Genomic DNA, 20,377 nt, shown 5'->3' with positions numbered 1-20,377 from the left:
CGACCGGCTCAGAACAACGCGCCGACGATGATCAGCGGCAGCAGCCCGAGGTCGGCGGCCAGCGGAATGCCGATGGCGTCGAGCAGGTTGCCGTCGGCGAGTTCGGCGGCGAAGATCTCGTAGTTGTACTCGGGCAGGGTGAACAACACTGCGCTGAGCATGTCCAGCGGCGGAATGCCGGTGTGCGGCGGGAAGGTCTCGAAGAGATCCTGCCAGGTGGTGGGAACCATGGACAGCACCGAGAATTGGCTGCCCGCAATGAACTCCGCCTCGTTGAGCAGTTGCTGGGCCCAAGCCGGCAGCGAGTAGACATAGTTGTCCGGGTCGGCCAACCGGGCGAAGAAGTCGGTGATCCCCTGTTGCACACCGTCGGCGAGCGCTTGCGGAACCTGTTGCAGCACATGTGCGTCCGGCAGGAAACCCAGTCCGGTGGGGACATCGGCAAAGCCTGGACTCCAGCCGTTCTCGATGTTGCCGTAGCCCAGGTTCACCAGCACCCGCAGTGCCGGCTGCAGCAGGTCCACCAGCGGGTCGCCGATGAACGGCAACAGCTGTAGCGGGGCCAGCAGGGGAAGTGTCTCCGCCGGGATCATGTAGTAGTCGGTCAGCACGTCCGGGCCCGAGACCGGCAGCAACACCGCGTCGGCGATCTGCTCGGGGGTGAGCCCCAGGTAGGTGCTGTGCTGGAAGAGGATCCCCATCACGGCGTTGAGCACCGACAGGAAGTTGATCGGGTACTGCGGGAAGGAGGCGAACCCGTCGTACTCGTGGGTGTAGACGTCGGCCGGGAACAGCGTCGTCGGTTGGGCGCCGCTGAACGTCAGGCCCAGGCTGGGGATGGTCGGATTCGTCCCGAGCGGCAGATCGAAGCGGGCCAGCATGCCGCCGTTGGGAACGGTCTCATCACCGAGCAGCACGAAGTGGACGTAGTCGCTCGGTACACCCTGGTCGGCCAGTTGCTGCATGAGCTGTGCGGACATCACCGCGCTTTGCGACCACCCGAACACCACCACCGGGTTGTCGGCATCGACGTGGCCACCGGCGATCTGTTCGAGGATCGCCGCTTCGAGGACCTCGTTGCCCTGTACCAGTGATCGGTCCAGGGTCTCGCCGAACGGGCCCAGGAACGGGTACAGCCCCTGGGGTGTGGTCAGGATCTCGGTGGTGCCGGTGAAGCCGTGCGGTGCCAGATACAACTCGTTGACGAGATCGGCGTAGGCCTGGCTCGGCGTCGAGATGCCGCTGGGCCCCAGGATCAGCGCCGTACCGCCGCCCAGCGAGGAGGCGAGCCGAACCGGCTGCAGCTCGGCGGCGGTCGCCGGCGGGGCGGGGGAGCTGAGCAGGCAGGCGCCGGTGAGGACGACCGCGACCGCGCCGGAACCACGAACCATGGGGGCCCCCTGAACGATAGCCGAGACATGAATATGTGCTTACTGTGATGCAAGTTACAACATCTCACGCCGCTTCCTGCCAAGCCGGCCTTTTGCGTGCTCCCGGGCCCATCGGCACCCCGGTCGGTCGCCGAGGGAGCCGGGTACGGCACCATAGGGCCGTGCCCGACACCGGACGCCCCGGCCCCCGCGCAGCGGCCGATCAAGACCTGTTGATCCACTTCGAGGGGATTTCGCTGCGCCGTGACGGCCGAACCATGGTGGGTCCGCTGGACTGGTCGGTCGAACTCGACGAACGCTGGGTGGTCATCGGGCCGAACGGGGCCGGCAAGACGTCGCTGCTGCGGATCGCCGCTGCCACCGAACATCCGTCCTCCGGCGTCGCCTTCGTGCTCGGTGAACAGCTCGGGCGGGTCGACACCACCGAGCTGCGCGCCCGGGTCGGGTTGAGCTCCGCGGCGCTGGCCCAGCGGATACCGGACAATGAAACGGTCCTCGACCTGGTCATCTCGGCGGGCTACGCGGTGCTGGGGCGGTGGCGGGAGCGTTACGACGCCGTCGACCACGACCGCGCGATCGACCTGCTGGAAAGTCTCGGCGCCGAGCACTTGGCCGACCGCACCTACGGCACGTTGAGCGAAGGTGAGCGCAAGCGGGTGCTGATCGCCCGCGCGCTGATGACCGATCCGGAGCTGCTGCTGCTCGACGAACCGGCGGCGGGCCTCGACCTGGGCGGTCGCGAGGAACTGGTCGCCCGGCTGGCGGATCTGGCCGCGGACCCCGACGCCCCGGCGATCGTGCTGGTCACCCATCACGTCGAGGAGATCCCGATCGGATTCAGCCACTGCCTGCTGCTGGCCGAAGGCCGCACCGTCGCCGCCGGCCTGCTCAGCGATGTGCTGACCGCCGAGAATCTGTCGGCCGCGTTCGGCCAGTCGATCTCCCTGGACGTCATCGACGGGCGGTACTTCGCCCGCCGGACCCGCAGCCGGGCGGCGCATCGGAGGCGCGCATGAGCGCTCCGCAGCCGCCGCCGCTGCCGACGCGACCAGCCGCCACGGTGATGTTGGTGCGCAACGGGGAGAGCGGGCGCGGACCCCTGGACGTGTTCTTGATGCGCCGCCATGCCGCGATGGAGTTCGCCGCGGGCGTGATGGTGTTTCCCGGCGGCGGGGTCGACGAGCGGGATCGCAGTGCCGAGGTCGCCTGGTTCGGGCCGGAGCCGGCCTGGTGGGCGCAGCGCTTCGGCGTCGAGATCGATTTGGCCGCGGCGCTGGTGTGCGCGGCGGTGCGGGAGACGTTCGAGGAATCCGGTGTGCTGTTCGCCGGACCCGCCGACGACTCGCGGCGCGTGGTCGCCGATGCGTCGGTGTACGCCGACGCCCGTCGCGCACTGTCCGTCGGCGAGTTGTCGTTCGCCGACTTCCTGCGCACCGAGAACCTGGTGCTGCACGCCGAGTTGTTGCGGCCGTGGGCGAACTGGGTGACACCGGAGGCCGAGCGCACCCGGCGCTACGACACCTACTTCTTCGTGGCAGCACTGCCGGTCGGGCAGCGCGCCGACGGTGAGAACACCGAGTCCGACCGAGCCGGCTGGCTCACCCCGGAAGCCGCGATCGAAGATTTCGCGGCCGGTCGCAGCTTCCTGCTGCCGCCGACCTGGACTCAACTCGATTCGCTGGCGGGCCGCAGCGTCGAGGATGTGCTGGCGCTGGAACGCGAGATCGTGGTGACGCAGCCGGGGCTGGCTCGTGTCGGCGACAACTGGCAGATCGAATTCTTCAACTCGGAGCGATACAACGCGGCGCGCGGCAAACGGTGGCCCGGATGAGCGAATTCGTTTCCGTCCACACCGCATCGGATGCCCCCGGGATTGCCACCCTGGTGCTGTCGCGGCCGCCGACCAACGCCTTGACCCGGCAGGTCTACCGGGAGATCACCGAGGCCGCCGTGGCGGTGTCGACCCGTGACGATATCGCCGCGGTGGTGTTGTTCGGCGGGCACGAGATCTTCTGTGCCGGCGACGACGTGCCCGAGCTGCGCACCCTGATCGCCGCCGAGACCGAGCAGTTCGGCCGCGTCCGCCAGGAGGCCGTACAGGCCGTGGCGGCCATCGGCAAGCCGACGGTCGCGGCGGTCACCGGCTACGCGCTGGGCAGCGGCTTGGCGCTGGCACTGGCCGCGGACTGGCGGATCAGCGGCGACAACGCCAAGTTCGGCGCGACCGAGATTCTGGCCGGCCTCGTCCCCGAGGTGGCCGGGCTGGACCGGCTGGCCCACACCATCGGCGCGAGCCGCGCCAAGGAACTGGCGTACAGCGGACGGTTCTTCGATGCCGAAGAGGCGCTGGCGCTGGGCGTGGTCGAGGACATGGTGGCCCCCGATGGCGTCTATGACGCGGCGGTCAAATGGGCCGGACGCTTCGTCGACACCCCGTCGCAGGCATTGGCCGCGATCAAATCCGCGATCGACGGCCGCATCGGTCCGTCCTAGCCGCCGGAGCACCCGATGTGAGCTGGCTCACATCTAGTACGGGGCTGGGCGGCTGTGTGGCTCAAATTCCGGACCGGTTCGCCGGGCTCTTCACGCTTCGACGCTCACTGTGCGCCTTCGCGGAAAATGGTCTGCTTTCATGTTACTATCAGCCAACGTTTAAGTTGCGCGGACCCGTCCGCGGTGTCGCCGATAGGAAGACGTCAATGCAGCAAGGTGTCACCCGTCCCTGGATCGCCGGCGCCGTCGCGCTCGTCAGCGCGAGCGCCGTCGCGGCGGGTCCGGTGGTCAACCCGGTCGCGGTGCCGCTGACCATCCCCACCGCGGCCGAGATCCTGCTCGCCGCCCAGGACATCACGCTCGATCTGGTGCGCCACGGTGAGTCGGTGGACAACGCCGAGGACGTCCTGGGCACCATCCCGCCCGGCGCAGCACTGACGGCGCTCGGGCAGCAGCAGGCGGTCGACGTCGCACCCGGGATTCAGGCGGCGTTCCCGGACGGGATCGACGGCATCTACGCCTCGGAGTTTCTCCGTGCCCAGGACACCGCACAGCCGCTGGCGGACCTGCTGAACATGGACATCACCACGTTGGCCGGGCTCAACGAACTTCACGGCGGCTTTCTGGAAGGCGAGCCGCTCAACATCCTCACCCAGATCGGCTACATCTTCGCTCCGGTCATGTGGATCATGGGGCAGTACTGGATGCCGCAACTGGGGTCGACGATCGATGTCAACGGCGTGGTGTTCAACGACCGCGTCAGTGACGCGATCGAGGCCATCTACGGCAACACCATCGCCGACCCGGAGAGCCCGACGACGAGCGTGGCGTTCGCGCACGCCGGGACCATTGCGATCTGGACGCTGATGAACGTCAAGAACCCGGATCTGTGGCTGGTCATCAACGAGGGGATCAAGACCCTCAGTCCGTTGGCCAACGCCGCCCAGGTGGTCATCGAGGGCAACCCGACTGACGGCTGGACGCTGGTCAGCTGGGATGGCCACGAGGTGTCGGCGACCCCGGACCTGCTCACCGGCTTGTTCGTCGACTGGCGGGATCTGACCACGGCGCCGCAGATCGCTACCTGGCACATCCTGGAGGCGATCCAAGGCGGCGATCAAGCCGAGATCGCCGCCGCGCTGGAGACCGGGTTCGAACAGGTCGTCGCTGCTATCAGCGCGTTCCCGCAGGCAGTGGTCGACACCTTCACCGACGCCTTCGGCGGCTAGCTGCACCGTGCGGAAATTTCGAACCTCTTAAGCATTGACATAGGTAAATCGACGGGTTAACTTCAGCAACAGCATTGCGCTACGCGCCGGAGCGTAACGGATCTGATGGACTCGCTGAAGGAGAAGATCATCATGCGCCAAACCCGCCCGTGGATCACCGCCGGAGTCGCGCTCGTCGGCGCCGGCATGGTGGCCGCCGCCCCGGTCGTCCCGATCGCTGGACCGCTGCCGGACATCGCCGTGACCGACATCGAGCTGACCGCCGTCGACATGGTGCTCGACCTGGTGCGGCACGGCCAGTCCGAAGACAATGTGGAAGGCATCATCGGGACACTGCCCCCGGGGGCGCCGATCACGGCCGAAGGCGCCGAGCAGGCCGCCTTCCTCGCCGACCCCGACAACCCGCAGCACCTGGCCGACCCGGGCTTCTACGACGGGGTCTACGCCTCGGAGTTCATCCGAACCCAGCAGACCGCCGCCGACTGGCTGGCGGCAGCCGGTGCGCCGGACCACCCGCTGTCGATCCTGTCGGGGCTCAACGAACTCAACGCCGGGATCCTCGAGGGCACCTCGCAGGACAATCAGCTGATGGCGCTGCTGTACCTGGTGGGCCCGCTGTCGTGGATGTTCGGCCAGTACTGGGTGCCGCAGCTGGGCTCGACGATCGACCCCAACGGCATGGCGTTCCAGGACCGGTTCGGTGACGCCGTCGAGCAGATCTACAACAACGGCGCCACCGACGCCGACGGCGGCTTCAGCAGCGTGGCGTTCTCGCATGCCGCGTCGATCTCCACCTGGGTCATGATGAACGTCAAGAATCCGGACTTCGAGCTCTACTTCCAGTCGCTGCTGCAAGGCATTCTGCCCAACACCGGCCAGGTCGTGATCGAGGGCAACCCGACCGACGGCTGGACGCTGGTCAGCTGGAACGGAACCGAGGTGGCGGAGAACCCGGGCCTGCTCACCGGGCTGTTCGTGGACTTCCGCGACCTGATGGTCGCGCCGCAGATGGCCGGCTGGCACATCTGGGAGGCCATCCTGGGCGGCGACCCCGCCGACATCACCGCCGCGCTGCAGACCGGCTTCAACGATGTGTTAGCCGCGGTCACGGCGTTCCCGCAGGCGGTGATCGACACCATCACCGGAGCCATGGACGACACCGCCGGTAGCAGCGCAGCCGACGCGCTGGGCGACGCGCTGGCAGCCTTGGCGGGCTGAGGCACCCGAGAGTCCGGGCGCAGCGGTAACCCCGCTGCGCCCGGCTTCGTATCAGGACGGGCTGAACCGGAGCTGTCGAATTCGCCGAGAACAGGCATTGCTCAGCTGATCGCAACGTGAGTACCGTGAGAGCGGTCACATCGCTTCACTCCGGGGGGAGGCTGAGCATGCAGCGACTTATCAGCTATCGGTGGATCGGTGTGGGCATCGCATTGGCTGGTGCCGGGATCGTCACCGCGATACCGGTGGCGCCGCCGCCGTCCGCACGCGCCTTCGACATCGCGCTGGCCGCCGAGGACATCACGCTGGATCTGGTGCGGCACGGGCAATCGACCGACGATCTCAACAACATTCTCGGCACGCTGCCGCCCGGTGCTCACCTCACCGCGCTGGGCGAGCAGCAGGCGCACGACGTCGCCGCCGCCATCCAAAACGAGTTCCCCGGCGGTATCGCCGGCATCTACGCCTCAGAACTCGTCCGGACCCAGGAGTCCGCAGCCGCGCTGGCCCTGTTGCCGGGGATGCCGGATGTGCAGGTGCTCTCGGACCTCAACGAGATCCCCGCCGGGCTGTTCGAGGACCAGCCCCGCAATCTGATCACCGAAGCCTCCTTTTTCTTGCCGATGGCGTCGTGGATTCTGGGCAACCTCTTCGTCTCGGAGCCCGGCACCGCATACAACGGGGTGGTGTTCCAGGATCAGATCTCCAGCGCCGTCGACACGATCTACAACAACACCATTGCCGGCGATGGGCCGATGACCGACGTGGCATATTCCAGTGGCGGTGTTATCGCCATCTGGATTCTGATGAACGTCAAGAACCCGGATGTCTGGCCGATCATTCAGACGGTGCTCGAAAACGGCGGGCCGCCGCCCAACGGTGGCCAGGCCGTCCTCGAGGGCAACCCCACCGACGGTTGGACGCTGGTCAGCTGGGACGGCATAGCGGTGTCTGCGACCCCGGACCTGTTCACCGGGTTGTTCGTCGACTTCCGCGACCTGATCACCGCGCCGCAGATCGCGCTGTGGCACCTGTGGGAGGCCATCCAGGGCGGCGACTCGGCCGACATCACCGCCGCACTGCAGACCGGCTTCACCGACGTGGTCGCGGCGTTCACCGGGTTCCCACAGGCGGTGATCGACACCGTCACCGCAGCCATGGGCGACGCCACCGGCGGCAGCGCCGCGGACACCGGTGACGTCATCGGCGACGCGCTGGCGACCCTGGCGGGCTGAACCGCAGGCGGCGGGCCCCGGCGTGGCGGTGACCTCGCTGCGCCCGACTTCGCCGGTCCGGCAATCAGGCTTTAGGCTGACCGATCATGAGTACGGAACCGACGCCGAACCCGCACGCGACCGCCGAAGAGGTGGAGGCCGCCCGGCACGACAGCAAGCTCGCCCAGGTGCTCTACCACGACTGGGAAGCCGAGCAGTACGACGATAAGTGGTCGATCTCCTACGACGAGCGTTGCATCGACTACGCGCGCGGCCGCTTCGACGTGATCGTGCCCGCATCCGAGCGGTCGCGGCCGGAGCCGCTGTACGACCGGGCGCTGGAATTGGGTTGTGGCACCGGGTTCTTCCTGCTCAACCTGATGCAGTCCGGTGTGGCGCGGCGCGGATCGGTGACCGACCTGTCGCCGGGCATGGTCAAGGTCGCCACCCGCAACGGCAAGAACCTCGGCCTGGACGTCGACGGCCGAGTCGCCGACGCCGAGGGTATTCCCTACGAGGACAACACCTTCGACCTGGTGGTCGGCCACGCGGTGCTGCACCACATTCCCGACGTGGAGCTGTCGCTGCGCGAGGTGGTCCGGGTGCTCAAGCCCGGCGGCCGATTCGTCTTCGCCGGCGAGCCCACCACGGTCGGCAACTTCTACGCGCGCCGGCTGGCCGACCTGACCTGGAAGACCACGGTCGCCGCGATGAAGCTGCCCGGGATGGGCTCCTGGCGCCGGCCGCAGGAAGAACTCGACGAGAACTCGCGCGCGGCGGCCCTGGAATGGATCGTGGACCTGCACACCTTCGAACCGCGGGATTTGGAGCGGATGGCGGCCAATGCCGGAGCGGTGCAGGTGAGCACCGCCAGCGAAGAGTTCACCGCCGCCATGCTGGGCTGGCCGGTTCGAACCTTCGAGTCGACCGTCCCCCCGGGCAAGCTCGGCTGGGGCTGGGCGAGGTTCGCGTTCCGCAGCTGGACGACGCTGAGCTGGGTGGACGCCAACCTGCTGCGCCGGGTGGTGCCGAAGGGCTGGTTCTACAACGTGATGGTCACCGGGGTCAAACCGTCCTGAGTGCCGGCTTCTGCTTCGAAGCCGACGACGTCGGTTACCTCAGCTCGGCGGCCGGCAACGCCGACCTGGCCGAGGTCGCCGGGTTCGCGCTGACCGACGCCACCCGCGTCGCCGACACGGCCGCGCTGCGGTCCCGGTTCGGCGACCGCACCCCCGCCCTGGTCGAGACCACCCTGCTGCGCCGCCGGGCGGCGGCCAAGCTGGCCGAGCTGCCGGCGACGTCGCAGTGGCTGTTCAGTGACGAGGCGCTGCAGCAGGCCAGCGCCGCAGCGGTGGCGCGGCACCGGGCGCACCGGATCAACACCGTGGCGCCGGATGCCGTCGTGCACGACGTGACCTGTTCGATCGGCACCGAACTGGCAGCGCTGACCGAGCTGACCGATCGGGTGCTGGGCGGCGATCTCGATCCGGTGCGGCTGGCGATGGCGCGGCACAACCTCGGCGGTTCAGCGAGGCTCGACGGGGGAGAGGCGAAGCTGGGACCGCCGCATGGACTCGGCGGGATAGCCCTGGTTCGCGCCGACGCCCTGACGCCGGTCACCCGCGACGCGGTGGTGCTGGCCGACCCGGGCCGTCGCGGCGGCGGGCGCCGCCGCTTCGACCCGGCCGACTATCAGCCCGCCCTGGATCGATTGCTGGAGGTCTACGCCGGCCGGGACCTGGTTGTAAAGACTGCTCCCGGAATCGATTTCGACAAAATCAGGATGCTCGGGTTTCAGGGCGAAATCGAAGTCACCTCGTGGCGGGACTCGGTACGCGAGGCCTGCCTGTGGTCGCCCGGGCTGGCCGCGCCCGGCGTTCGTCGCCGCGCCACGATCCTGGACCGCGGCGAGCAGCTCACCGACGCCGACCCGGACGACTGCGACGTGCGGCCGGCGGGCCGCTGGATCATCGACCCGGACGGCGCGGTGGTGCGGGCCGGGCTGGTCCGCCAGTACGCAACCCGCCACGGGCTGTGGCAGCTCGATCCCGACATCGCCTACCTGTCCGGCGACCGGTTGCCGGACGGGATACGCGGGTTCGAGGTGCTCGAGGAACTGCCCTACAGCGAGAAACGTCTTCGTCAGACGCTGGTCGCACACGGCTGCGGCGCACTGGAGATCCTGGTGCGCGGCGTCCGTGACGTGCAAGCCGATCCCGATGGGCTACGGCGCCGGCTGCGGTTGCGCGGCCGGCTGCGGCTATCGGTCGTGATCACCCGGATCGGGTCGGGGACTGCGGCTCGGCCGATTGCGTTCGTCTGCCAGCCGTCCCGCTGACTGGCCCGGTAGGCTATCGACTTCGGGCCATTCCTGCTTGCCGCGGCAAGTCGACACAAAGCGAGACGAACCGAACAATGCGCATTCTGGTGGCCGCCCTATTGGCGGGCGGGGCGGTGGGCGGTTGGCTGGGCATGGCGAATATGCCGTCGGCGCTGGCGACCTCGTCCTGTGCCGAACTGGGCGGGTCGGTGGAGTCCGGGCAGCTGTGCCACGTCCACGCCTCGACCGCCAACTACACGCTGGACATGAAGTTTCCGATCGACTACCCCGATCAGCAGACGCTGACCGACTACCTGGTGCAGAACCGCGACGGGTTCCTGACGGTGGCCAAGTCGCCCGGCGGGCGCGACATGCCGTACGAGATGGACGCCATCTCCGAACAGCACCGTTCCGGCCAGCCGCCCAAGGGCACGCAGAGCGTCGTGCTGAAGATCTTCCAGGATCTCGGCGGCCCACAGCCTTCCACCTGGTATCAGTCCTTCAACTACGACCTGGCGGCGCGCAAGCCGATCACCTTCGACACGCTGTTCGCGCCGGGCAGCAAGCCGCTGGACACGATTTTTCCGGTGGTGCAACGAGACCTCGAGCGCCAGACCGGGGTGCCGGCGATCCTGATCTCCTCGGGTTCGGGGATGGACCCCGCGCACTACCAGAACTTCGCCATCACCAACGACGAGGTGATCTTCTACTTCGCGCCCGGCGAACTGCTGCCGATGAGCGCCGGCGCCACCTCGGTGAAGGTGCCGCGCACCGCGTTACCGGCGCTGGCGATCTGAGCGGCCGCTACACCGGGGCGAAGCTGAAGACCTGACCGGCACTGGTGGTAACCACCACCCGTTGGTCGCGGCCCACCGACACCCCGAGCGGGAAGCCGCGCGATTCGGGCAGCGGATAGCTGTTGACGCTGTGGCCGTCGTCGGGATCGAACACCAGCAGTGACAAGCCGGCCGGGCCGACGCTGGTGCCGGCGGCAACGGTGTACCCGACCTTTCCGGCCAGGCTCGACGACGACAGCGGCGTGACATCGTCACGGCGCCACACCTGCTCGGCGTAGTCACCGCGATCGGCGAAGGCGACCAGTTCGGTCTCCGGCCCGCCGCCCGCCACGATCAGCCCACCGGGGGTCACCGCCGGCGGTGTCTGGGCCAGGAACTTCAGCGGCACCGACCATTTCGCCTTGCCGTCGGCCGCGTTGATCGCCCACAGCCGCTGGTCGCGTCCGTTGATGTAGGCGGTGGCACCGTCGGCGGACAGCACCGGGCTGGCCAGCACCCCGGCGGCGACCGCATCGCTGGTCCACTCCTGGGTGAGCAATGGGGTGCCGCCCGGGTGGTACTTGATGCCCACCAGTCCGGACTCGTCGGCGCCCGGCTGCCACAGGCTCACCACCACGGTGTTGCTCGCCGCCGAGAAGGCGGGTGCGGCCGCGACCGGGCAGTCCGGCCGGGCGGCGTCGCAGTCCGACAGACCCCGGCGGAAGTCGGTGGGGTCAACGCCGTCCACCAGGTCCAGTGGCGTGCCGACGACGGCTCCGCGGTGGGCGTCGAACACCAACACCTGACCCAGGTGGGTCACCACCAGCAACAGACCGTCGCCGAGAATCCGCGGCGTCGAGGGCATCCCGATCACCGGGGCACGCCAGCGAATCCACTGGGTCGGCGGAAACGACAACATCGCCCCCGGCTGGCCGACGTAGACGTTGTCGAAGCCGTCGATGAGCGGACCGAAGAATCCGCCGCCCTGATGCAGCCGGGTGCACCAGCGCTGCCTGCCGTGCTCGGCGTTCTCCCACTGCATCAGCGAACAACCGTCCTCAGTCTGCGCGTTGAGCACCAGCCAGCCGTGAGCACCCACCGCGGGCCCGGCGCCCAACTCGCCCTTGACCGAGCGGGTCCAGTCCAGTTGCAGGTCGGTCGCCCCCGCGGTGGCGGTGTTGCTGCTGTTGGCGGCGTCGGCGTACTGGGCGGGCCAGCCCGCTGCCGGAGCAGCCTCCACCCACGAGTCGGTATTGGCGCAACCACCCAGCGCCGGTGTTGCCGCCGTCACCGCTGCCAGCATGGTCGCCAGGACACCACGTCGCCGCAACACAGTGGCAATCCCCAATCCCTGGTGAACGAGTCCAGGTGAGGGTAGCGCGTGAGCGGAACCACCTCGCGTAGGCTTTCCGGCCATGACGACCATGTGGGGTGCTCCGATCCACAAACGCTGGCGCGGTTCGCGCCTGCGGGATCCGCGTCAGGCCAAGTTCCTGACGCTGGCCTCGCTGCGCTGGGTGCTGGCCAACCGGGCCTACACGCCGTGGTATCTGGTGCGCTACTGGCGGTTGCTGAAGTTCAAGCTCGCCAACCCGCACATCATCACCCGCGGCATGGTCTTCCTCGGCAAGGGCGTGGAGATCCAGGCCACCCCGGAGATGTCGTACATGGAGATCGGCCGCTGGGTGCACATCGGCGACAAGAACACCATCCGCGCCCACGAAGGCTCGCTGCGCTTCGGTGACAAGGTGGTGCTGGGCCGCGACAACGTCATCAACACCTATCTGGACATCGAGCTCGGGGACTCGGTGCTGATGGCCGACTGGTGCTACGTCTGCGACTTCGACCACAAGATGGACGACATCAACGTGCCGATCAAGGACCAGGGCATCGTCAAGAGCCCGGTGCGGATCGGGCCGGACACCTGGATCGCCGCCAAGGTCACCATCCTGCGTGAGACCAGCATCGGCCGCGGCTGCGTGCTCGGTGCCCACGCGGTGGTCAAGGGTGTCATCCCGGACTACTCGATCGCGGTGGGAGCGCCGGCCAAGGTGGTCAAGAACCGCAAGCTGGCGTGGGAGACCTCGGCCGCCGAGCGGGCCGAGCTGGCCGCCGCGCTGGCCGACATCGAACGCAAGAAAGCGGCGCGCTGACGCTCGGCTGATCCGGCGGGATCGCCGGGATCGCCACCGTTTGGCGGCCGTCGGAGCTCGCCCGTGGTCGGCCGCGGGGCTCCGGGGCCCGCTGCCGGGGCGGGTGCGTACCCTCGCCCGGCAGGTACCGTGGATGCGAAAGCGCACGCAGCAAACCCGAAGTAATGGAGGGATTTTGCAGACTTCCGCGACGATCTCAGCTGAGCGGACCTCGGAAAAGCGCCGGAATCCGGACAAGGGCTATATCGCGTTACTCGGTTGGAGTTTGAACGCCATCGACGCGGTGGACCGTTTTGACCGTCGATACGTGGTCGTGGCGCCGGATTGGGCCGAAGAATACTGCCGACAACACGAGATTCCGTATATCGCCTGGAATTTCGAGCGGCTCAATGAGCGATCGATGGAGATCGCCGAAACGCTCAAGGAGCGCGGCGTCGACGTCGCGATCCCGCTCTTCGAGGAGACCGTCGAATGGGCGGGGGCCATCAACTCCGTCCTGCTGGACAATCCGCGACTGCTCGGCCAAGCCATGCTGTTGCGAGATAAATCGCTGATGAAGCGCCGTGCTCAACTGGGCGGGATCCGGGTCGGCATCTTCGAGGAGGCCCACGACCGCGATGACGTCATCCGGTTCCTCAAGCGGGTCAACCAGACGTTGCTCAAACTCGACGGCGACCCCAATGATCCCATCCATTTCAAGGCCTTCGACAAGGCCGGCTGCCTCGGGCACCGGGTGATTCGCGCCCCCGACGACATCGACTCGATTCCGGACGAGGAGTTCCCGGCGCTGATGGAATCGCATCTCGACGGCTGGGAATTCGCCGTCGAAGCGTGGGTGCACAATGGAAAGATCCGCTTTCTCAACATTTCGGAATATGTCACGCTCGGCTATTCGGTGTTTGTGCCGGCATCGCCGGAATTGGAACGCTACCGTCCCCAGATCACCGCTCAGATCGAGAAATTGATCAAGACGTTCGACATCGATTTCGGCTTCGTCCACCCCGAGTACTTCGTGACCAGTGACGGGGAGATGTACTTCGGTGAGGTCGCCTACCGGCCGCCGGGCTTCAAGGTCTTCGAACTGTTGGAGCGCGTCTACGGGTTCAACGGCTACCAGGCCCTGGTGCTGACGTTTGACCCGAAGACCACCGAGGACGAACTCGAGCAGTTCTTCCCGCGCGAAATCGTCGACGCCGACGGGCACGCGGGCTGTTTCGGGGTGTATCCGCGCCGCCGCGTGGTCAGCACGCTCGCGATCCCCGAGGAGACCGAGGATCACCAATACTTCGAATCGCACGAACTCACCGCACCGCTCGAAGAGACTGTCACCAAGCGCACCGCATTCGGCACCCACTGGGGTCTGGTCTACTTCTTCGGTGAGGATCCGTATGAGATGCGGCGGTTGCTCAAGCGACAAGAAGAGCTCGACTTCTACGTCTGACGCGGCGGCACGCACGTGAGGAACCCGTTGTGACTGGGAATTCACCCGAGGGCCGGACGAACGGCGAGGCAGCGACCCTGCAAAGCCGCCTGAGCAGGCTCGACGACGCGACCAGGGCGTTGGCGGAGGCCGGCACGGTGGGCAAGCCCGAGCGACTGCGCCGCGTCCTGGATGGGCTTCGGCTGGTGCTGTTGCAACCGGGCGGTTACGCCGCGGTACGGGCCCGTAGCGCGGCCCTGGAGGAGGCCGGGGTGTTCCTCGGCACGGACTGGGCGTCGCCGCGCACCCTGCTGCCGGTGCTGACCACCGGTTCGTTGCGTAGTACCAACCCGGACACCGTGGTGCTGGAGGCGGTCAACGAACTGCGCCTGCTGGCGGTCGCCAACGACGAATACGTTCATCCGCTGATCACCGCGGAACAGGCGCGCCATCATCTCGCGCAGGTGTTGGCGATCAACCTGTCGCTGCTGCTGACCCCGCCGACCGAAGCGGAGCGCGAACTGCAGGGCCGGATGGCGGGGCTGACCCGGGGACTGTTCGGTTATCTGGTCGACGAGATCGGTTATGAGGGCGTGCTCGACCGGCTGGTCGACGAGATCTGGCGGATCCTGCGGCAGCGGCCCATCCAGGTCGACCAGATCAAGGCGATGATCACCCAGATCTCGATCGTGCGCGCCGATCCGGGCATCGACCTCGGCAGCGGTGCGGTGGGAACCGACCGGCTGATCACCAGCTTGTACGGCACCACCGACGGCTGCCGCGAGGACCCCGGGGTGCAGGTGTATCGCAGCCGGCTGGAATCGATGGACGAACCGACCCTGCAGTACGAGGCCGCCGGCTTCGCGCGGTCGATGCACGACACCGGGTTGGTGTCGTCCTACCACGCGGTGCTGCTGCGTTTCCTGCTGGAGAAGAGCGACTACCTGATCGCCGAGGCCTTGGGCCTGTCCAGCACCGGCCGCGACAGCCTGCTGTGCTTCCACGACCTGGTGCACAGCCTGATCTCGGGCGCCGTGCATGTCGAGACCGCGCAGTGCATCTACGGGCTGGCACTGCTGCTGGAACGCGGCATCCTCTACCAGCCGCCGGTAGCACCGTCGCTGTGGCGCCAACTGGCGCTGCCGATCTCCAAACAGTCCCGGCAGCGGCTCACCCAGGTGTTCGGGCCGGCGCAGGATCCGCATACCTGGCTGCTGGCCGGGACGTTGTCGATGCTCGGGCTGCCGCTGGGTGTCGGGCAGGGCGACAACCCGACCTGCCAAGCGGCGCGTGCCCTGTCGATGTGGTCCTACAACGATCCCGATTATCTGCTGCAGACCATCGCATGGGCGGCGCGCGACGACGAGATCGTCATGCACTTCGAGGGACAGTCGATCTCGTCGAGCGACAGCGGTGAGGGAGTGGCCCCGCATCTTCCCGTCGACCTCGACCCGGTGTCGTTGCTGGTGGTGCCGCACCTGGACCGCATCTATGCGGAGATGTTCCGGCGCTGCGTCGGTCGCGACGGCGACCCGCACCGGTGGGTCAACCCGGAGTTCCACGGCTGGTGGTCGGGGCGGGGCTTTCGCATCAACGTCGATGTCGAGACCGGCAATCTGGTTGACCTGGACGGGTTTCTGCGGCACTTCTACGCCGCTTACCACCCGTTCTACAACGGCAACCAACCGCTGATCCACCCGCAGCCGGCCGGCATCGCCGTGACCGACAGCTCCGCACGCTTCGTGGGATGGCATGCGATCACCGTGCTGCGGGTGAGCCTGGACCCCGAGGGCACCATGCGCGTCTACTTCTACAACCCCAACAACGACAGCGGACAGGACTGGGGCGACGGCGTGGTGGTGAGCACCGCCGGACATGGTGAACGCTTCGGCGAGGCGTCGCTGCCGTTCGACCAGTTCGCGTCGCGGCTCTACATCTTCCACTTCGATCCGCTGGAACCCGGCGAGCGGGCCGCCGTCACCCAGACCGAATTGGATCGGGTACTGGGATATATCCAGCGCAGCTGGGGTGCTGACCGGCTCGGGGTGGCTGCACCCCAGGCCTGAGGCTCAGGACTCAGATATCAGCGTTGCAGCTCGGGCAGCACCTGCTCGACCAGCAGCCGCAGGCTCTCCCATCCCTCCTCGAGCGGCAGGCCGCCGATCAGCGGATGCAGGGTCACCCCTGGGCGTCCGTCGCGGCACTGCGCGATGAGTTCCTCCGGTGTCAACACCTCCACCGTGCCGGCCGCGCGCAACTCGGCGACGGTACCCGCCGGACTTTCGTTGGGGCGCGGCACTTCCGGCACGGCCCAGGAGCTGTATTCACGTGCTTCGTAGAGGAAGAAGTCACCGCAGCGGGCCCACGTCCGGTCCGGATCGGTGCTCAGATGCGTGACGGTGTTGCCGTTCTGGGGGCTGAAGACGAACCCCTGCTTGCCGTTTCGCGCCAACTCGGCCTGATAGACCGCGTCGAGCTCGGGCATCGGCATCGGCGGTGAGAACGGCAATCCGAACCGGGCCGCGCGCCGGGCAGCCGCGACGCTCATGCCGCCGACGAACAACACCGGGTGCGGCCGGGTGTACGGCTTGGGTGTCACATCGATCAGTCGGCCGTTGAACGGGAACGGATCGTCGCCCCACGCTTGTAACAGCACCGCCAAGCACTCGTCCATCAGCCGTCCGCGTCGCCGGAAATCCTTTCCGACGGCATGGTATTCGGCTGGGCGATAGCCGACTCCGGTCACGTAACTGACGCGTCCGGTGGACAGCTGGTCGAGGACCGCGATGTCCTCGGCGAGGCGGACCGGGTCGTACAGCGGCACCAGCAGTGCTCCGACGCTGATCCGGATCCGCTGTGTGCAACCGGCGACGGCGGCGGCCATCAGCAGCGGGGAGGGCAACCAGCCGGTTGCCGCGAGGTGATGCTCTTCGCAGCCGACCGCGGTCACCCCGTGGGCATCGGCGTAGGACGCCATCTCCAGTGCCGCCCGGTAGCGCTGGGCGTGCCCGGCGCCGGGGATATTGGTCATGTTCAGGCGCAGGGCGCTCAATAGCGGCATGGGACGGACCGGTCACCTCCTCGGCGTTACGGTAGCGCACGACATGATCACTCAATGGATTGCGCCGCTGCCGACTTCGATCGCCGTTCGCCGGGCGGTGCGCTGATGGGCGGGCCCCCCGACCCGCAGGTGCTCGCGGCGTTGCTGGCCCTGCGCGAAGACGCGCCCGATGTGCCGCCGCCGGCGGTCGGCGACGTCATGACCCGCCGGCGCAACGCGGGCCACATGTTCAACCAGGTGCTGGCGTCGCGGCCGCCGATCACCGGCGTCGTGACGCAAGAGTTCTCGGTGGATCACGATGGCACCGCGATCGGGCTGCGCTGGTATCGGCGGACCGGCGCCGACCAGCCGGGCAGTGCGGCGCTTTACCTGCATGGCGGCGGGATGATCCTGGACTGGGAGCGCCTCGGTGGGCTCTATGACGCGGTGGTGCGTGGCTACGTCGCCGCCTCCGGAGTACCGATGCTGGTCGTCGATTACCGGGTCGCCCCGGAATTCCCGCATCCGGTGCCGTTACAGGACTGCTATGCGGCACTGCGTTGGCTGACCGGCCACGCCGACGAACTGGGCGTCGATGCGTCCCGGTTGGCCGTGATGGGCGACAGTGCCGGTGGGGGGCTGGCGACGGGGGTGTGCCTGCTGGCGCGCGACCGCGGCGGGCCGTCGATCGCCGCCCAGCTGCTGATCTACCCGATGCTCGACGACCGGACCGGTGATGGCGGCTCGGCCGACGGCGCGCTGCTGACATGGAGCTACGACGACAACGCGACCGGCTGGAGTGCACTGCTGGCCGGTGGGGCCGCGGACGGCTATGCCGCGCCGGCTCGCGCCGATGATCTGACCGGTCTGCCGCCGGCCTACCTCGACGTCGGCGGGCTGGACATCTTCGCGCGGGAGGACGTCAGATACGCACAGCGGTTGCTGGCCGCAGGAGTGCCCGTCGAGTTGCACGTGTACCCGGGCTGCCCGCACGCGTTCGATCTGCTGGCACCCGATACCGATGTGTCGCAACGGGTTATCGCGGACCGGGTGCGGTATCTGGCGTCTTTGTAGACGCTGCGGGCATCGACGGCCACCAGATGCGGTCGCCGATCAGGCTGAACAGCGCCGGGATGACCAGGGTGCGGACCACGAAGGTGTCCAGCAGGATGCCGACGCCCACGATGATGCCCAACTGGGTCAGCACGATCAGCGGCAGCACACCGAGCACGCAGAACACCGCGGCCAGCACGATTCCCGCGCTGGTGATCACCCCACCGGTGGCGGCGACCGCGGCCACCATGCCCTCGCGGGTGCCCTGTCCGTCGGTCTCCTCCCGGGCGCGGGTCACCAGGAAGATGGTGTAGTCGACACCGAGTGCGACCAGGAACAGAAACGCGAACAGCGGGGTGCCGTTGTCGAGCGCGGGGAAGCCGAACAGGTGAATACCGGCCCAGCCGCCCAGGCCCAGTGCGGCCAGCGCGCTGAGCACGGTCGCGGCGACCAGGACCGGTGGGGCGAGCGCGGCCCGCAGCAGTACGTAGAGCACCACCAGCACCACCGTCAGGATCGCCGGGATCAGCACCCGACGGTCGCGGTCGGCGGCGTCGCGGATGTCGAGCGCCTGGGCGTCGGCGCCGCCGACCAGTGCCCCGGGGTCGGCGGCGCGGACCGAATCCCGCAGCGCCGTAACGGTGTCGAATGCCCGGGCGGTGGACGGTGCGGCGTCGATCACCACCGACCACCGGGTCAAACCGGCCGGCGACAGCCCGGTGGGAGCCGCCGACGTCACCCCGGCCACCCTGGTGATGGCCTCTCGCAGCGGTGCGGTGCGGGCGGTGGAACCGATGACGACCGTGGGGTCCGAGGCGCCGCCGGGGAAATGCTCCGCCAGCGTCTGAAAGCCGGTCACCGAGTCGGCGCGAACCCGGAACTGCTCGGTCTGCGACAGGCCGATCCGGGTACCGAGCAGCCCGGTGGTCAAGACCGCCAGCGCCACCACCGCGACCGCGCAGACCGGGACCGGCCGGCGGCCCACCGCCTCGGCGATCCGCCGCCAGCCGGTGGTGGCCGGGCCGTCGCCGATGCGGGGAATGAACGGCCAGAAGACGTTGCGCCCGCACAACGCCAGCAGCGGGGGAAGCACGAGCAGCACGAACACCGCCGCCACCACCAGCCCGCAGGCCGCGCAGATCCCCAGGCTGCGGGTGCTGGGAATGCTCGCCGCGATCAGGGTCAGCAGCGCCAGTACCACGGTGGCGTTGCTGGCAACGATCGCCGGGCCGGCGGCACGCACCGCGGCGCGCAGCGCAACACGGTGATCGGGTGCCAGCCGCAGCTCTTCGCGATACCGCGAGATCAGCAACAGCGCGTAGTTGGTACCGGCGCCGAACACCAGCACGCTGGTGATCCCGGACGTCGAGCCGTCGAAGCTCACCCTCGCCGCCTCGGCGATCACCCCGCCCGCTACGGTGGCGACCCGATCGGCGAACGCGACGGCCAGCAGCGGCAACAGCCACAGCACCGGTGAGCGGTAGGTGACGATCAACAGCACGGCGACCACCAGGGCGGTCACCGCCAGCAGTGTGACGTTGGCGCCGGAGAAGGCGTCGGCGATATCGGCGCCGAAGGCCGGACCACCGGTGACGTGGGCGGTGAGCTGACCGGGCAGTCCGTCGCTCACCGCCGACCGCAGCGCCTGCACTGCGTCGCGTAACTCGAAGCCCGACAGCGAGCTGCTGAGTTGCACGGTGGCGATCGCGGCGTGGCCGTCGGCGGAGACCGGCACCGGGGCGGCCCCGCCGGGCAGTGCCTGCGGGACCCGCTGCATCCGGTCGCGGGCCTGTCCGACGGCTGCCAGGTCGGCCGGTGTCAGGGCTGAACCGTCTTGGCGGGTGACAACAAGGATCGCGGCGGCCTGCTCGCCCTGCGGAAAGTCGTGCTGCGCCGCGGCGACGGCGGCGGACTCCGAGGAGCCGGGCAGCAGTTCCGGCGACGCGGTGGCGTCGGCGCTGTGGCCGCCCACCGCCATCAGCGCGGCCGATGCCGTGAGGATGACCAGCGCCAGCAGCCACGAACCACGGTGCGTGACTCCGGCCGAGATGCGGTCCCACACGCCGAGGG

General features: G+C 68.3%; 17 protein-coding genes. 13 read left to right on the top strand and 4 right to left on the bottom strand.

The genetic code is table 11. From position 1 onward, the window contains the following. Positions 1-8: 8 nt before the first annotated feature. Entirely contained in the window at positions 9-1,391 is a 1,383-nt protein-coding gene (locus BST10_RS00220; protein WP_083035691.1) for a PE-PPE domain-containing protein, read from the bottom strand. A 161-nt stretch (positions 1,392-1,552) separates the two neighbouring features. Here BST10_RS00220 and BST10_RS00215 point away from each other — a divergent pair, with 161 nt between their 5' ends. From BST10_RS00215 to BST10_RS00175, 9 genes are all read left to right on the top strand, one after another. Further along, the gene (locus tag BST10_RS00215) at positions 1,553-2,407 is read left to right on the top strand and encodes an ABC transporter ATP-binding protein (RefSeq protein WP_013829697.1); all 855 of its coding nucleotides are present in this window, start codon (positions 1,553-1,555) and stop codon (positions 2,405-2,407) included. Beyond that, the gene (locus tag BST10_RS00210) at positions 2,404-3,222 is read left to right on the top strand and encodes an NUDIX hydrolase (RefSeq protein WP_013829696.1); all 819 of its coding nucleotides are present in this window, start codon (positions 2,404-2,406) and stop codon (positions 3,220-3,222) included. The genes BST10_RS00215 and BST10_RS00210 overlap by 4 nt, the downstream gene beginning before the upstream one ends. After that, complete coding sequence (locus tag BST10_RS00205; protein WP_083036093.1) at positions 3,219-3,884, top strand: enoyl-CoA hydratase; 666 nt, start codon at positions 3,219-3,221, stop codon at positions 3,882-3,884. Before BST10_RS00210 ends, BST10_RS00205 begins: the two co-directional genes overlap by 4 nt. A 206-nt stretch (positions 3,885-4,090) precedes the next feature. Next, on the top strand, positions 4,091-5,113 hold the full coding sequence (locus tag BST10_RS00200; protein WP_083035689.1) for a histidine phosphatase family protein: 1,023 nt from the start codon (positions 4,091-4,093) through the stop codon (positions 5,111-5,113). Between the two features lie 105 nt (positions 5,114-5,218). Beyond that, positions 5,219-6,331 (top strand): histidine phosphatase family protein, encoded by a 1,113-nt coding sequence (locus BST10_RS00195; protein WP_308214898.1) that lies wholly within the window; start codon positions 5,219-5,221, stop codon positions 6,329-6,331. A gap of 167 nt (positions 6,332-6,498) precedes the next feature. Then, on the top strand, positions 6,499-7,566 hold the full coding sequence (locus BST10_RS00190) for a histidine phosphatase family protein (RefSeq protein ID WP_165757160.1): 1,068 nt from the start codon (positions 6,499-6,501) through the stop codon (positions 7,564-7,566). Positions 7,567-7,652: 86 nt separating this feature from the next. Continuing rightward, positions 7,653-8,624 carry a class I SAM-dependent methyltransferase gene (locus BST10_RS00185; RefSeq protein ID WP_013829691.1) on the top strand — a complete coding sequence of 324 codons (972 nt, stop codon included), beginning with the start codon at positions 7,653-7,655 and terminating at the stop codon, positions 8,622-8,624. Next, on the top strand, positions 8,525-9,883 hold the full coding sequence (locus BST10_RS00180) for a THUMP-like domain-containing protein (protein WP_235673738.1): 1,359 nt from the start codon (positions 8,525-8,527) through the stop codon (positions 9,881-9,883). Before BST10_RS00185 ends, BST10_RS00180 begins: the two co-directional genes overlap by 100 nt. Before the next feature lie 77 nt (positions 9,884-9,960). Beyond that, on the top strand, positions 9,961-10,662 hold the full coding sequence (locus BST10_RS00175) for an esterase (protein ID WP_013829689.1): 702 nt from the start codon (positions 9,961-9,963) through the stop codon (positions 10,660-10,662). A 7-nt stretch (positions 10,663-10,669) separates the two neighbouring features. Here BST10_RS00175 and BST10_RS00170 read toward each other — a convergent pair whose 3' ends face one another. After that, positions 10,670-11,944: an outer membrane protein assembly factor BamB gene (locus tag BST10_RS00170; RefSeq protein ID WP_013829688.1), complete on the bottom strand. Its 1,275-nt coding sequence runs from the start codon at positions 11,942-11,944 to the stop codon at positions 10,670-10,672. A gap of 112 nt (positions 11,945-12,056) precedes the next feature. Here BST10_RS00170 and BST10_RS00165 point away from each other — a divergent pair, with 112 nt between their 5' ends. From BST10_RS00165 to BST10_RS00155, 3 genes are all read left to right on the top strand, one after another. Beyond that, a complete protein-coding gene (locus BST10_RS00165) occupies positions 12,057-12,794 on the top strand; it encodes an acyltransferase (RefSeq protein ID WP_013829687.1) in 738 nt (245 codons plus the stop codon). Between the two features lie 400 nt (positions 12,795-13,194). Further along, complete coding sequence (locus BST10_RS00160) at positions 13,195-14,235, top strand: ATP-grasp domain-containing protein (RefSeq protein WP_232062710.1); 1,041 nt, start codon at positions 13,195-13,197, stop codon at positions 14,233-14,235. A gap of 29 nt (positions 14,236-14,264) precedes the next feature. Continuing rightward, positions 14,265-16,280 carry a hypothetical protein gene (locus BST10_RS00155; RefSeq protein ID WP_235673622.1) on the top strand — a complete coding sequence of 672 codons (2,016 nt, stop codon included), beginning with the start codon at positions 14,265-14,267 and terminating at the stop codon, positions 16,278-16,280. A gap of 17 nt (positions 16,281-16,297) precedes the next feature. Here the strand turns inward: BST10_RS00155 and BST10_RS00150 are convergent, their stop codons facing one another. Continuing rightward, entirely contained in the window at positions 16,298-17,275 is a 978-nt protein-coding gene (locus BST10_RS00150; protein ID WP_083035686.1) for an LLM class flavin-dependent oxidoreductase, read from the bottom strand. A gap of 54 nt (positions 17,276-17,329) precedes the next feature. On the opposite strand from BST10_RS00150, the gene BST10_RS00145 reads away from it, so the two are divergent. Next, positions 17,330-18,328 carry an alpha/beta hydrolase gene (locus tag BST10_RS00145; protein ID WP_013829683.1) on the top strand — a complete coding sequence of 333 codons (999 nt, stop codon included), beginning with the start codon at positions 17,330-17,332 and terminating at the stop codon, positions 18,326-18,328. Here BST10_RS00145 and BST10_RS00140 read toward each other — a convergent pair. Further along, positions 18,291-20,369 carry an MMPL family transporter gene (locus BST10_RS00140; RefSeq protein WP_083035684.1) on the bottom strand — a complete coding sequence of 693 codons (2,079 nt, stop codon included), beginning with the start codon at positions 20,367-20,369 and terminating at the stop codon, positions 18,291-18,293. The two genes, BST10_RS00145 and BST10_RS00140, sit on opposite strands and share 38 nt — an antisense overlap. Positions 20,370-20,377 lie beyond the last annotated feature (8 nt).

Source organism: Mycolicibacter algericus DSM 45454, assembly GCF_002086455.1.
GTDB classification, from domain to species: Bacteria; Actinomycetota; Actinomycetes; order Mycobacteriales; family Mycobacteriaceae; genus Mycobacterium; species Mycobacterium algericum.
The sequence above is the reverse complement of the archived record's forward strand: the minus strand, read 5'-3'. Positions and strand labels throughout refer to the sequence as shown.

What these genes read in the sequence shown, in the direction of transcription:
- BST10_RS00185 (WP_013829691.1), top strand. Translation starts at nt 7,653, where the DNA reads ATGAGTACGGAACCGACGCCGAACCCGCACGCGACCGCCGAAGAGGTG.
- BST10_RS00200 (WP_083035689.1), top strand. Translation starts at nt 4,091, where the DNA reads ATGCAGCAAGGTGTCACCCGTCCCTGGATCGCCGGCGCCGTCGCGCTC.
- BST10_RS00205 (WP_083036093.1), top strand. Translation starts at nt 3,219, where the DNA reads ATGAGCGAATTCGTTTCCGTCCACACCGCATCGGATGCCCCCGGGATT.
- BST10_RS00195 (WP_308214898.1), top strand. Translation starts at nt 5,219, where the DNA reads ATGGACTCGCTGAAGGAGAAGATCATCATGCGCCAAACCCGCCCGTGG.
- BST10_RS00190 (WP_165757160.1), top strand. Translation starts at nt 6,499, where the DNA reads ATGCAGCGACTTATCAGCTATCGGTGGATCGGTGTGGGCATCGCATTG.
- BST10_RS00220 (WP_083035691.1), bottom strand. Translation starts at nt 1,391, where the DNA reads ATGGTTCGTGGTTCCGGCGCGGTCGCGGTCGTCCTCACCGGCGCCTGC.
- BST10_RS00170 (WP_013829688.1), bottom strand. Translation starts at nt 11,944, where the DNA reads ATGCTGGCAGCGGTGACGGCGGCAACACCGGCGCTGGGTGGTTGCGCC.
- BST10_RS00160 (WP_232062710.1), top strand. Translation starts at nt 13,195, where the DNA reads ATGGAGATCGCCGAAACGCTCAAGGAGCGCGGCGTCGACGTCGCGATC.
- BST10_RS00145 (WP_013829683.1), top strand. Translation starts at nt 17,330, where the DNA reads ATGGATTGCGCCGCTGCCGACTTCGATCGCCGTTCGCCGGGCGGTGCG.
- BST10_RS00150 (WP_083035686.1), bottom strand. Translation starts at nt 17,275, where the DNA reads ATGCCGCTATTGAGCGCCCTGCGCCTGAACATGACCAATATCCCCGGC.
- BST10_RS00165 (WP_013829687.1), top strand. Translation starts at nt 12,057, where the DNA reads ATGACGACCATGTGGGGTGCTCCGATCCACAAACGCTGGCGCGGTTCG.
- BST10_RS00175 (WP_013829689.1), top strand. Translation starts at nt 9,961, where the DNA reads ATGCGCATTCTGGTGGCCGCCCTATTGGCGGGCGGGGCGGTGGGCGGT.
- BST10_RS00210 (WP_013829696.1), top strand. Translation starts at nt 2,404, where the DNA reads ATGAGCGCTCCGCAGCCGCCGCCGCTGCCGACGCGACCAGCCGCCACG.